We start from the raw sequence: 12,855 nt of genomic DNA, 5'->3' as shown, positions 1-12,855 counted from the left end.
GGAGGACCTTTCCGGTCACGGCGCTAGCGCACCTCCAGCAGCAGGATCCTGTCGTCTCCCGGCTTCGGGGTCGCACGGCCGTCCGTGTTGCTGGTGACCAGCCACACCCGGTCGCCGCCCGCGGCGAGCACGGTCCGCAGCCGGCCGTACTTCCCGTCGAGGAACGACTGCGGTGCCGCCAACGGTTCCTGACCGGCCTTGCCCGCGAGCGGAACGCGCCACAGCCGCTCTCCGCGCAGACCCGCCATCCAGACCGATCCGGCGGCCACGGCGATTCCGCTCGGCGAGGCCTCCGCGGTCTTCCACTGGGCCACCGGGTCGACGAATCCCTGCTCGCCCTTCCTGCCCTCCACCGCGGGCCAGCCGTAGTTCCTGCCCGGCCCGATCAGATTCAGCTCGTCCCAGGTGTCCTGGCCGAACTCGGCCGCCCAGAGACGCTTCTGCCCGTCCCAGGCCAGTCCCTGCACATTGCGGTGCCCGTACGAATACACCACCGAATCGGCCTCGGGGTTGCCGTGCACCGGTTCGCCGTCGGGCGTCATCCGCAGGATCTTGCCGCCCAGTGACTCCTTGTCCTGGGCCAGCCCCGTGTCCCCGGTCTCGCCGGTGCCCGCGTACAGCATGCGGTCCGGGCCGAAGGCGATCCGGCCGCCGTTGTGGACGACGCCCTTGGGGATGCCCCGCAGGATCGTGTCCGGGGCGCCCAGCTGCTGGCCGGCCGGCTTCCGCTCCTCGTACCGCATGCGGGCGATGCGGTTGTCGGACTCCGTGGTGAAGTACGCGTATACCAGGCGGTCCTCGCCGAACGTCGCCGAGACGGCGAGGCCCAGCAGTCCGCCCTCACCGCCGGGCGACACCCCGGGCACGGAGCCCAGCAGCGTCTTCTTCCCGCTCCTGCCGTCGATCAGGGTGATCGTGGCCTCGTCGCGGGAAGCCACCAGCAGATCACCGCCGGGCAGCGCGGCCAGGCCCCACGGGCTCGCCAGCCCTTCCGTGAGCGTGGAGACGACCTTCACCGCCCCCTTGGCGGGAGGCAGATCCGAGGCCGTCGCGGAGGATGAGGGAGCGGACGAGGAGGTGGACGGCGGCGAAGAGTCCCCCTCCCGGCCTCCCGTACTCCCCGAGCCGTCCTCGGAGGAGCAGGCCGCGGACACCAGCAGCGAGGCCGTGGCCAGCGCGGCCACCACCCCTTTGCGTACAGCGGGGGAGAGCGCAGATCCGAACACAGCAACGATCCTTTCGACGGCCGCACGACTACTGTTCCTACACCGCTGCCCCGCCCCGGGTTCCCGATCTCCGCCAATTCTCTCGCGGCGCCCCCGGTTCCACGACCCGCAGGCCTCTCAGTCCCACGACCCGCGCGCCCGCGGCAGCCCCGCGATCTCCGCCAGATCCGCGTCGTCGAGCGCCAGCCGCGCGGCGCCCGCGTTCTCCACCGCCCACTGCTCCCGCTTCGCCCCCGGCACAGGCACCACATGCGGCCCCTGCCGTAGCACCCACGCCAGCGCCACCTGCGCCGGAGTGGCGCCGTGGCGTTCCGCGATCCGCCGGAGCCCGGACACCACCGGCTGGTTCGCCGCCATCATCTCGGCCGTGAACCGCGGGTGCCTGGCCCGCGGATCATCCGGCTCGAAACCCTGCCCGGGCGTCAGCGTCCCCGTCAGATAGCCGTTCCCGAGCGGCATCGCGGCCAGCAGCCCCACCCCGCGCGCCGTGCACCACGGCAGCAGCGTCTCCAGCGCCTCGGGCGACCACACGGAGAGCTCGGCCTCGACCGCGCTGACCGGGAAGACCTGTTGCACGCGCTCCAGTTGGCGGATCGTTCCGTCATGCAGCCGCGATCCCGGCCTGCGCGAGGCACGCGCTCCCACCGCGCACAGACCGAGCGCCCGCACCTTCCCCGCCGCGACCAGATCCGCCATCGCCCCCCAGGTCTCCTCCACCGGCACCTCGGGGTCGGCCCGGTGCAGTTGGTACAGGTCGATCACATCGGTCTGCAGCCGCCGCAGCGAGGCGTCGCAGGCCCGCCGCACATAGCCCGGACGCCCGTTGGCGACGATGTGCTGGTCACCCACCAGCAGACCGCCCTTGGTGGAGAGGAAGGCTTCGCTCCGCCGCCCCTTGAGGGCCCTTCCCACGAGCAGCTCGTTGGTGAAGGGGCCGTACATGTCCGCCGTGTCGAGCAGTTGGACGCCCGCGTCGAGCGCCGCGTGCACCGTCCGCACCGAGCGGTCGCCGCGCTGCTGCGACGTGTTGTACGCCCAGCTCATCGGCATACAGCCCAGCCCGACCGCGCCCACGGCGAGCGCCGCCGCACCGATAGTCCTGCGCTCCAACTCCCCGAACCCTTCCTCGGTCCCGCGCTCACGGGACCACACCGCACCCCAAAAGTAACCTCTGCCCCCACGGAGCCGCCGACCAGCCGTCACCTAGCCTCCTGAGCATGACTTCGACGACGACCACCGACGTGTGGCTGCCCATTCCTGCCGATGAGATCGAAGGCCTCCCCGACGGCCTCGACTACCACTTCTGGGACGGCGGCGAGGACTTCCCCGCCGACCCCGCGGACTGCGCCTTCTACGTCGTTCCCTACATGAAGGGCCCGCAGATCGCGGCCCGCCCGCTCGCCGCCATGAGCGCGGTCCAGGTAGTGCAGACCCTCTCCGCGGGCATCGACCACGTGGAGCCCGGCCTCGGTCTGCTTCCCGCCGGCGTGCGCCTGTGCAACGCCAAGGGGGTCCACGAGGCGTCCACCGCCGAACTTGCCCTCGCCCTGATCCTCGCCTCGCTGCGGGGGTTCCCCGGTTTCGTGCACGGCCAGGACAAGGAGGAGTGGCGGGCGGGCTTCTATCCCGCGCTCGCCGACAAGTCGGTGCTCATCGTCGGGTACGGCTCGATCGGTTCGGCCATCGAGGACCGGCTCGAACCCTTCGAGTGCGCGCGGGTGGCGCGCGTCGCGCGCTCCGCCCGGACGACCGAGCGCGGCCCCGTACACACGCTCGACGATCTGCCCGCGCTGCTGCCCGAGGCCGACATCGTCATTCTGTCCACCCCGCTGAACGCCTCCACGCAGGGGCTGGTGGGAGCGGAGTTCCTCAAGGCGATGCGGGACGGCGCTCTCCTCGTCAACGTCGCCAGGGGCCAAGTGGTGGACACCCCAGCCCTGTTGTCCGAACTCCAGTGCGGTCGGCTGCGCGCCGCACTCGACGTCACCGACCCGGAACCGCTGCCCGCCGGACACCCCCTCTGGCATGCTCCCCATGTCCTGATCACCCCCCATGTGGGCGGCAGCACCTCGGCGTTCCTGCCCAGGGCCAAGCGTCTGCTGGCCGGGCAGCTCACCCGGTTCGCCGCGGGCGAACCGGTCCGGAACGTCGTACTCACCACCGGCTGAACACGCTCCGGAGTACGTTCATCGCAGTGGGTTCTCACAACACCCCAGGTCGTCACGGAGAGTAGAGGCAGTATGGCCCTGAGTGACGGGTCTGGTGTATCGTCCGGAACGGGGGGCTGCGTCGTGGAAGGGGCGACGCGGGGGAGGAAGTAGAACGCGAGGGGGCGACGGGCGATGTGCGGCCAATGGAGAGACGATCCGACGCGGCAGGGCGGGCGACGGCGGTCATCGGTGCTGACGCCGGACAGGACTCCGCCCCGGCCGCGGCCACGGCGAGCAAGGGGCCGGACGCCGGGGGTGCCGGACGCGGCCCGGGGAGTTCCACGGTGAGCACCGCCGGGGCCAGGCTCTCCCGGCAGTCGGTCACGGGCGAGGGCTGCGGCCTGCGCTCCCGGATCACCCTGGCCGCGGTCTGCGCCGGATACGCCCTCGGTGCGGTCGTCGGCTGGGGCTCGCCGGAAGTCGCGCTGTTCATGGGGGACTTCGGCCTCAGCATGGCCGCCCTGGCCGCGGCGCTCTCCTGCTTCCTCTACGCGCGGGCCAGTGTCAGCCGGCTGCGCCCCGCCTGGCTGCTGTTCTCGCTCTCCTCCCTCATGGCCGCCTGCGGCAACGCGGTCTGGGGGTGGTACGAAGTGGTGCTGGACCTCCCCGTGCCCACGCCGTCCGTCGCCGACTTCTTCTTCCTCTGCTTCGCGCCGCCCGCCATCGTCGGGCTGCTCGTCCTCGCCAAGCGCCCCGTCACCCGGGCCGGCTGGGTCTGCCTGGCGCTGGACTCCTGGCTGATCGGCGGATCACTGCTGACGCTCTCCTGGAGCCTCGCTCTCGCCCACACCGCCCATGCCGCCGACCCGGAGGGCGAGAGCGTGGCCAGAGTCGCGCTCTCCCTCGCCTATCCGCTGCTCGACATCGTGCTGGTCTCCATGGTGCTGGCGCTCCACTTCCGGCGCTCCAGCATCAACCGCTCCGCGGTGAACACGGCCGTTGCCGCGCTCGCCCTGACCGTCCTGTGCGACACCGTGTTCATCTCTCCGCTGCTGCGCTCGACGTACCACTCGGGCCAGTTGCTCGACGCGGGCTGGTTCACCGGTTCGCTTCTCCTCGCGTACGCCCCCTGGGGCGCCCGGCGCCGCGGCACCGAAGCCATGCGGCCGGGCTCGGCCGCGATGCGCACCACCAGCCGCCCCATCGCCGGCTCGCTGGCCGCGCTGACGCCCTATCTGGCCGCGGCCGTCTGCACGTTGGGCATCCTGTACAACGTGGTGGAGGGCCGCAGGGTCGACCGGGTGGTGATCTTCACCGGATGCACGGTCGTGCTCGCCCTGGTCGTCCGGCAGGGCATCATGCTCCTCGACAACATCTCGCTCACCCAGGAGCTGGCACAGAAGGAGAACCACTTCCGCTCGCTGGTGCAGGGATCGAGCGACGTCATCATGATCGCCGCCCCCACCGGCATACTGCGCTACGTCAGCCCCGCGGCGGCCGGGGTGTACGGGCGCGAGGCGGACGATCTCGTCGGCTCCGAGCTGGCCTCGATCATCCATCCCGAAGACCTCGGCGGAGTGGTCCACGAGGTGCGGCGCTTCCTGGCCGCGCCGCCCCACGAGGAACCCACCACCCGCATCGAGTGCCGCTTCCGGTCGGGTACCGGCGACTGGCTCAACGTGGAGTCCACCGTCAACCGGCATCAGGGCGGCCTGCTCCTCAACAGCCGGGACGTGACCGAACGGGTGCGGCTCCAGGCCCAGCTGCAGCACAACGCCGAACACGACCCGCTCACCGATCTGCCCAACCGCGCGCTGTTCACCGACCGGGTCCGCCGCGCGCTCGGCGGCCGGCGCGCGGGCGACCAGGGCACCGCCGTCCTCTTCATCGACCTCGACGGCTTCAAGGCGGTCAACGACACCATCGGCCACCAAGCCGGCGACGAGCTCCTCATCCAGGCCGCCCGCCGCCTCGCGGACTCCGTGCGCATCGGGGACACGGCGGCCCGTCTCGGCGGTGACGAATTCGCCGCGCTGATCATCGGCGACGGCACCCGCGACCAGGGCGCCCGTGAGTACCAGGTGCACGAGATCGCCGACCGGCTGCGTCTCACGCTCTCCCAGCCGTACCGGATCGGGGCCAGCGAGGTCCGGGTGGCCGCCTCCATCGGCGTCGCGTTCGCGGAGCCCGGCATCACCCCCACCGACCTCATGCGCAACGCGGACCTCGCCATGTACCGCGCCAAGGCGGGCGGCAAGGACCGGGTGGAGCTCTACGCCCCGCAGATGCAGGCCGATGTCGTACGCCGTTCCGAGCTGGCCGCCCGGCTGCGTACGGCTCTGCGGGACGGCGAATTCGCACTGCTGCACCAGCCGGTCGTCCACCTCGGCAGCGGCACCGTCGCGGCCGTGGCGGCGCAGGCGCGCTGGCGCTCGGCGCAGGGCATCCTCTTCACCCCCGCCGAATTCCTCCGGGTCTCCGACGACAGCGACCGCACCGCCGAGCTCGGCCGCTGGCTCCTGGAAGCGGCCGTCGAGCAGGCCGCCGACCGGGCCAGGGCAGGTCACCCGATCTCCGTGTCCGTACGCCTCTCGGCCGGCCGGCTGCTCGACCGCGCCCTGCCCTTCGGTTCCATCGAAGCGCTCCTGACGCGGCACGGACTGCCCTCCGGCGCGCTGATGATCGAGGTCGCCGACAGCGACCCGCGGATCTCCTTCGACGATCTGGAACAGCGGCTCGTCGCCCTGCGCCGCCTGGGCGTACGGATCGCGCTCGACGGCTTCGGCAGCGGTTACGCGGCGATCAACGCCCTGCGCCGGCTCCCCATCGACGTACTGAAACTCGACCGCGGTCTGGTCGAAGGGGTGGTGGAGTCCGCCCGGCTGCACAAGATCACCAGTGGGCTCCTCCGTATCGCGTGCGATCTCGGCATGCAGTCCGTGGCCGACGGCGTGGACGTGCCGGAACAGGTCCTCGCCCTGCGCGCCATGGGCTGTACGCACGGGCAGGGAATGGCCTTCTCCGGGCCGCTCGACGAATACCGGCTGCGCCGCGCGCTGGTCCGGGGAGAGTTCCCCGTGCCGGGCAGTCCCGCCGCCCAGCCCGTCCTGACAGGCGGCTCGATTCCCCTCCTCAGTGGCTCACATGTTGAGACGCCCGTCCCACCCACTTGACACCGTGCGCGTGCCGGAGAGAGGGTCAATGCCATGCGCACCCGAATTCTCGTACTTGGAAAGCGCGTCGGCTGAAGCAGAGTTCCGCAGCGACACTCTGCAGACCGCACCGGCGCGCTCCCCTCGCTTGCCTCACGGCACGAGGGGTTTTTTGTTGCACTGGCACTTCCCAAAACCCCGCAAAAACCCTCAGCTTCGAGAAGAGAATGCCGATGACCGAGCAGGCCACCGGGGCCCACCACCCGCAGCCGCGGGCCCGTCACAACGGACCGTCGTCCGCCACCGTCGAGCACGTCACGGGCGCCCAGTCCCTCATCCGCTCTCTCGAGGAAGTCGGGGCCGACACCGTATTCGGCATTCCCGGCGGTGCGATCCTTCCGGCGTACGACCCGATGATGGACTCCACCCGGGTGCGCCACGTTCTGGTCCGGCACGAGCAGGGTGCGGGCCACGCGGCCACCGGCTATGCCCAGGCCACCGGCAAGGTCGGCGTCTGCATGGCCACCTCGGGACCCGGTGCGACCAACCTCGTCACGCCGATCGCCGACGCGCACATGGACTCGGTGCCGCTGGTCGCGATCACCGGCCAGGTCGCCTCCAAGGCGATCGGTACGGACGCCTTCCAGGAAGCCGACATCTGCGGCATCACGATGCCGGTCACCAAGCACAACTTCCTGGTCACCAGGGCCGAGGACATCCCGCACACCATCGCCGAGGCGTTCCACATCGCGTCCACCGGCCGTCCCGGTCCGGTCCTCGTCGACATCGCCAAGGACGCCCTCCAGGCACAGACGACCTTCAGCTGGCCGCCCACCCAGGACCTGCCCGGCTACCGGCCCGTCACCAAGCCGCACGCCAAGCAGATCCGCGAGGCGGCCAAGCTCATCACCCAGGCCAAGCGCCCCGTGCTGTACGTCGGCGGAGGCGTCATCAAGGCCGGGGCCACCGCCGAACTCAAGGTCCTCGCAGAGCTCACCGGAGCGCCCGTCACCACCACCCTGATGGCGCTCGGCGCATTCCCCGACAGCCACCCGCTGCACGTGGGAATGCCGGGCATGCACGGTGCGGTCACCGCCGTCACCGCGCTGCAGAAGGCCGACCTGATCGTCGCCCTCGGAGCCCGCTTCGACGACCGCGTCACCGGCAAGCTGGACAGCTTCGCGCCGTACGCGAAGATCGTCCACGCCGACATCGACCCGGCCGAGATCGGCAAGAACCGCGCCGCCGACGTCCCGATCGTCGGAGACGCCCGTGAGGTCCTGGCCGACCTCGTCCAGGCCGTCCAGGCGGAGCACACCGAGGGCAACACCGGCGACTACGACGCCTGGTGGAAGGACCTCAGCCGCTGGCGCGACACCTATCCGCTCGGCTACGACCTGCCCGAGGACGGCAGCCTCTCCCCGCAGCAGGTCATCCAGCGCGTCGGTCAGCTCGCCCCCGAGGGCACGATCTTCGCGGCGGGCGTCGGCCAGCACCAGATGTGGGCCGCCCACTTCATCGACTACGAGAAGCCGGCCACCTGGCTGAACAGCGGCGGCGCCGGAACCATGGGATACGCGGTCCCGGCCGCCATGGGTGCCAAGGCCGGCATGCCCGACCGTACGGTCTGGGCGATCGACGGCGACGGCTGCTTCCAGATGACCAACCAGGAACTCACCACCTGCGCGCTCAACAACATCCCGATCAAGGTCGCGATCATCAACAACGGCGCCCTCGGGATGGTCCGCCAGTGGCAGACCCTGTTCTACAACCAGCGGTACTCCAACACCGTCCTGCACTCCGGCGCCGACACCGACGGCGCTCCGGCCAAGGGCACCCGGGTGCCGGACTTCGTCAAGCTGTCCGAGGCCATGGGCTGCTACGCGATCCGCTGCGAGGACCCCGCCGACCTCGACAAGGTCATCGAAGAGGCCAACTCCATCAACGACCGCCCCGTCGTGATCGACTTCATCGTCCACGAGGACGCCATGGTGTACCCGATGGTCGCCGCCGGCACCTCCAACGACGAGGTCATGGCCGCCCGCGGTGTCCGCCCCGACTTCGGCGACAACGAAGACGACTGAGAGACAGAGAGAGACCGACTCCATGTCCACCAAGCACACACTCTCCGTCCTGGTCGAGAACAAGCCAGGTGTCCTCGCCCGGATCACGGCTCTGTTCTCCCGGCGCGGCTTCAATATCGACTCACTCGCGGTCGGTACCACCGAGCACCCCGACATCTCCCGCATCACCATCGTCGTGAATGTCGAGGACCTGCCCCTGGAGCAGGTGACCAAGCAGCTCAACAAGCTGGTCAACGTCCTGAAGATCGTCGAACTCGAGCCCGCCGCTGCGATCCAGCGGGAGCTCGTCCTGGTGAAGGTCCGCGCCGACAACGAGACCCGCTCCCAGATCGTCGAGATCGTCTCGCTGTTCCGCGCCAAGACCGTGGACGTCTCTCCCGAGGCCGTCACGATCGAGGCGACCGGAGGAGCCGACAAGCTGGAGGCCATGCTCAAGATGCTGGAGCAGTTCGGCATCAAGGAGCTCGTCCAGTCCGGCACCATCGCCATAGGGCGCGGAGCGCGGTCGATCACCGACCGTTCCCTGCGCTCACTCGACCGCTCGGCGTAGGACCCGGCGCCCGCCGCCACCCTGCCGCTCGCATGGCGAGACCCGACAACGTATACGACGCACCCCGCCGTACGGTGGGACGCAACACCTGCACACCAAGGAGAAGACCCAGTGGCCGAGCTGTTCTACGACGACGATGCCGACCTGTCCATCATCCAGGGCCGCAAGGTCGCGGTCATCGGCTACGGCAGCCAGGGCCACGCCCACGCGCTGTCGCTCCGTGACTCCGGCGTCGACGTCCGCGTCGGTCTGCACGAGGGCTCGAAGTCCAAGGCCAAGGCCGAGGAGCAGGGCCTGCGCGTGGTGACCCCGTCCGAGGCCGCCGCCGAGGCCGACGTCATCATGATCCTCGTCCCGGACCCGATCCAGGCCCAGGTCTACGAGGAGTCCATCAAGGACAACCTCAAGGACGGCGACGCGCTGTTCTTCGGACACGGCCTGAATATCCGCTTCGGCTTCATCAAGCCGCCGGCCAACGTCGACGTCTGCATGGTCGCCCCCAAGGGCCCGGGCCACCTGGTGCGCCGTCAGTACGAGGAGGGCCGCGGCGTCCCGTGCATCGTGGCCGTCGAGCAGGACGCCACCGGCAAGGGCCTGGCCCTCGCCCTCTCGTACGCGAAGGGGATCGGCGGCACCCGCGCTGGCGTCATCAAGACGACCTTCACGGAGGAGACCGAGACCGACCTGTTCGGTGAGCAGGCCGTCCTCTGCGGTGGCACCGCCGCCCTCGTCAAGGCCGGATTCGAGACCCTGACCGAGGCCGGCTACCAGCCGGAGATCGCGTACTTCGAGTGCCTCCACGAGCTGAAGCTGATCGTGGACCTCATGTACGAGGGCGGTCTGGAGAAGATGCGCTGGTCCATCTCGGAGACCGCCGAGTGGGGCGACTACGTCACCGGCCCGCGGATCATCACGGACGCCACCAAGGCCGAGATGAAGAAGGTCCTCACCGAGATCCAGGACGGCACCTTCGCCAACGCCTGGATGGCCGAGTACCACAACGGTCTGCCCAAGTACAACGAGTACAAGAAGGCCGACAGCGACCACCTGCTGGAGACCACCGGCCGTGAGCTGCGCAAGCTCATGAGCTGGGTGAACGACGAGGACGCGTAAGTCCTCCGCCGTGGGGCGGGCCCTCGGCCCGCCCCACGGCACACCGCCCGTCTCGGCTTCCGTGTCACTGCGGACAGAGGAGGTGGAAGCGGCTGCGTCGAATGTGTGTACAAGTCGTCCACCCTCGTGTGGGTGATCCTTCCACCGGGGCGCATTACGTGCCCCGCTGCATGACTACACTTCTCAACACATACACGCGTCAGGGCCCACAGTGTCGTGCGTCTCCACGCGGCTAGCCCCTCCACCGCCTGCGGCCGTCGGGACGGCCGTCCGCACTGGACATGTGAGGACTCTCGTGAGCTCGAAACCTGTCGTACTCATCGCTGAAGAGCTGTCGCCCGCCACGGTCGACGCTCTGGGTCCGGATTTCGAGATCCGGCACTGCAACGGCGCCGACCGCGCCGAACTTCTCCCCGCGATCGCCGACGTGGACGCCATCCTGGTGCGCTCCGCCACCAAGGTCGACGCCGAGGCCATCGCCGCCGCGAAGAAGCTGCGGGTCGTCGCCCGCGCCGGCGTCGGTCTGGACAACGTCGACGTCTCCGCGGCCACCAAGGCCGGCGTGATGGTCGTCAACGCCCCGACCTCCAACATCGTCACCGCCGCCGAGCTCGCCTGTGGCCTGCTCGTCGCCACGGCGCGCAACATCCCGCAGGCCAACACCGCCCTGAAGAACGGCGAGTGGAAGCGCTCCAAGTACACGGGCGTCGAGCTCAGCGAGAAGACCCTCGGTGTCGTCGGCCTCGGCCGTATCGGTGTCCTGGTCGCGCAGCGCATGTCGGCCTTCGGTATGAAGATCGTCGCGTACGACCCCTATGTGCAGCCGGCGCGCGCCGCGCAGATGGGCGTCAAGCTCCTCACCCTCGACGAGCTGCTGGAGGTCGCCGACTTCATCACGGTGCACCTGCCCAAGACGCCGGAGACGCTCGGCCTGATCGGCGACGAGGCGCTGCACAAGGTGAAGCCCTCGGTGCGCATCGTCAACGCCGCCCGCGGCGGCATCGTCGACGAGGAGGCGCTCGCCTCCGCCCTCAAGGAGGGCCGGGTCGCCGGAGCCGGTCTGGACGTGTACACGAAGGAGCCCTGCACGGACTCCCCGCTGTTCCAGTTCGACCAGGTCGTCTGCACCCCGCACCTCGGCGCCTCCACCGACGAGGCCCAGGAGAAGGCGGGCATCGCGGTCGCCAGGTCCGTGCGTCTGGCACTCGCCGGTGAGCTCGTGCCGGACGCGGTCAACGTCCAGGGTGGCGTCATCGCCGAGGACGTCCGTCCCGGACTGCCGCTCGCCGAGAAGCTCGGCCGGATCTTCACCGCGCTCGCGGGCGAGGTCGCGGCCCGCCTCGACGTCGAGGTGTACGGCGAGATCACCCAGCACGACGTGAAGGTGCTCGAACTCTCCGCGCTCAAGGGTGTGTTCGAGGACGTCGTCGACGAGACCGTGAGCTACGTCAATGCCCCGCTCTTCGCGCAGGAGCGCGGTGTCGAGGTGCGCCTCACCACCAGCTCCGAGTCGCCGGACCACCGCAACGTGGTGACCGTCCGCGGCACGCTGTCGAGCGGCGAGGAGGTCGCGGTCTCGGGCACGCTGGCCGGCCCCAAGCACCTTCAGAAGATCGTGGCCATCGGCGACTACGACGTGGACCTGGCGCTGGCGGACCACATGGTCGTGCTGCGCTACCAGGACCGTCCGGGTGTCGTGGGCGCCGTCGGCCGCATCCTCGGTGAGGCCGGACTCAACATCGCGGGCATGCAGGTCTCGCGGGCGGACGTGGGCGGCGAGGCGCTGGTCGTCCTCACTGTCGACGACACCGTGCCGCAGTCGGTGCTGACCGAGATCTCCGAGGAGATCGGCGCCGCCTCGGCCCGTTCGGTGAACCTCACCGACTGATCCTCCGCTGCTCGGACCACGTGCCCGGCATATAGACGCCCGTCTTACACAGGTGTCTGTATGCCGGGTACGCTGCGTTCATGGGACATCGTGAGGATCTGCTCGAAGGCGCCAAGCGCTGCCTGCTGGAGAAGGGGTACGCCCGGACCACGGCGCGCGACATCGTGGCCGCGTCGGGCACCAACCTGGCCTCCATCGGTTACCACTACGGCTCCAAGGAGGCCCTGCTCAATCTGGCCTTCCTCAAGGTGACGGAGGAGTGGGGCGACGTCATCACGGACGGGCCGGACCAGCCCGAGGCGGAGTCCGGGGACGCCCCCCGGGACCCCCTCGAACAGTTCCGGGACGTCTGGGAGCGGGTCATCGGCTCCTACGGACAGACCCGCGCCGTCTGGCAGCTCCAGATGGAGGTCATCTCGCGGATCGACACCGACCCCGAGCTCCAGAAGGCCCTGGCGGCCCCGCAGAACGACGCGCGCGACGGGCTCGCCCAGAACATGCTGGGCATCGACCCCGAAACCGATCCCGAGAAGGCGCGGGTGGCGGGACTCTTCTGTCAGGCGCTGCTCGCGGGCGTGATGGTCCAGTGGATGATCGACGGTGACTCCGCGCCGTCCGCCCAGGACCTGACGGACGGCCTGAAGGCCGTACTGGAGGGCCGGGCCTCCTAGGTCCTGTCAGGCGGCGCCGCC

The 12,855-nt window shown here is 69.9% G+C and carries 9 protein-coding genes; 7 read left to right on the top strand and 2 right to left on the bottom strand.

Features of this window, described 5'->3' with window-relative positions:
• Positions 1-23 precede the first annotated feature (23 nt).
• A complete protein-coding gene (locus AC07FA_RS29315; protein WP_479079370.1) occupies positions 24-1,235 on the bottom strand; it encodes a PQQ-dependent sugar dehydrogenase in 1,212 nt (403 codons plus the stop codon).
• Between the two features lie 108 nt (positions 1,236-1,343).
• A complete protein-coding gene (locus AC07FA_RS29310; protein ID WP_479079369.1) occupies positions 1,344-2,300 on the bottom strand; it encodes an aldo/keto reductase in 957 nt (318 codons plus the stop codon).
• Positions 2,301-2,443: 143 nt separating this feature from the next.
• Between AC07FA_RS29310 and AC07FA_RS29305 the strand changes: the two genes are divergently transcribed.
• The 7 genes from AC07FA_RS29305 to AC07FA_RS29275 all read left to right on the top strand — a co-directional run bounded on the left by AC07FA_RS29305 (position 2,444) and on the right by AC07FA_RS29275 (position 12,834).
• On the top strand, positions 2,444-3,394 hold the full coding sequence (locus AC07FA_RS29305; protein ID WP_479079305.1) for a 2-hydroxyacid dehydrogenase: 951 nt from the start codon (positions 2,444-2,446) through the stop codon (positions 3,392-3,394).
• A 326-nt stretch (positions 3,395-3,720) separates the two neighbouring features.
• Positions 3,721-6,549, top strand: coding sequence for a putative bifunctional diguanylate cyclase/phosphodiesterase (locus AC07FA_RS29300; protein WP_479079368.1), 2,829 nt, complete (start codon positions 3,721-3,723; stop codon positions 6,547-6,549).
• A 206-nt stretch (positions 6,550-6,755) separates the two neighbouring features.
• Positions 6,756-8,612 (top strand): acetolactate synthase large subunit, encoded by a 1,857-nt coding sequence (locus AC07FA_RS29295; RefSeq protein WP_479079304.1) that lies wholly within the window; start codon positions 6,756-6,758, stop codon positions 8,610-8,612.
• Positions 8,613-8,634: 22 nt separating this feature from the next.
• A complete protein-coding gene (gene ilvN / locus AC07FA_RS29290; RefSeq protein WP_479079303.1) occupies positions 8,635-9,162 on the top strand; it encodes an acetolactate synthase small subunit in 528 nt (175 codons plus the stop codon).
• Positions 9,163-9,273: 111 nt separating this feature from the next.
• Positions 9,274-10,275, top strand: a complete 1,002-nt coding sequence (gene ilvC / locus AC07FA_RS29285; protein WP_328906023.1) for a ketol-acid reductoisomerase — start codon at positions 9,274-9,276, stop codon at positions 10,273-10,275.
• Positions 10,276-10,570: 295 nt separating this feature from the next.
• A complete protein-coding gene (gene serA / locus AC07FA_RS29280; RefSeq protein WP_479079302.1) occupies positions 10,571-12,163 on the top strand; it encodes a phosphoglycerate dehydrogenase in 1,593 nt (530 codons plus the stop codon).
• 80 nt (positions 12,164-12,243) lie between these two features.
• The gene (locus AC07FA_RS29275; RefSeq protein WP_479079301.1) at positions 12,244-12,834 is read left to right on the top strand and encodes a TetR/AcrR family transcriptional regulator; all 591 of its coding nucleotides are present in this window, start codon (positions 12,244-12,246) and stop codon (positions 12,832-12,834) included.
• Positions 12,835-12,855 lie beyond the last annotated feature (21 nt).

The organism is Streptomyces sp. NPDC045968 (assembly GCF_056430475.1).
The sequence above is the reverse complement of the archived record's forward strand: the minus strand, read 5'-3'. Positions and strand labels throughout refer to the sequence as shown.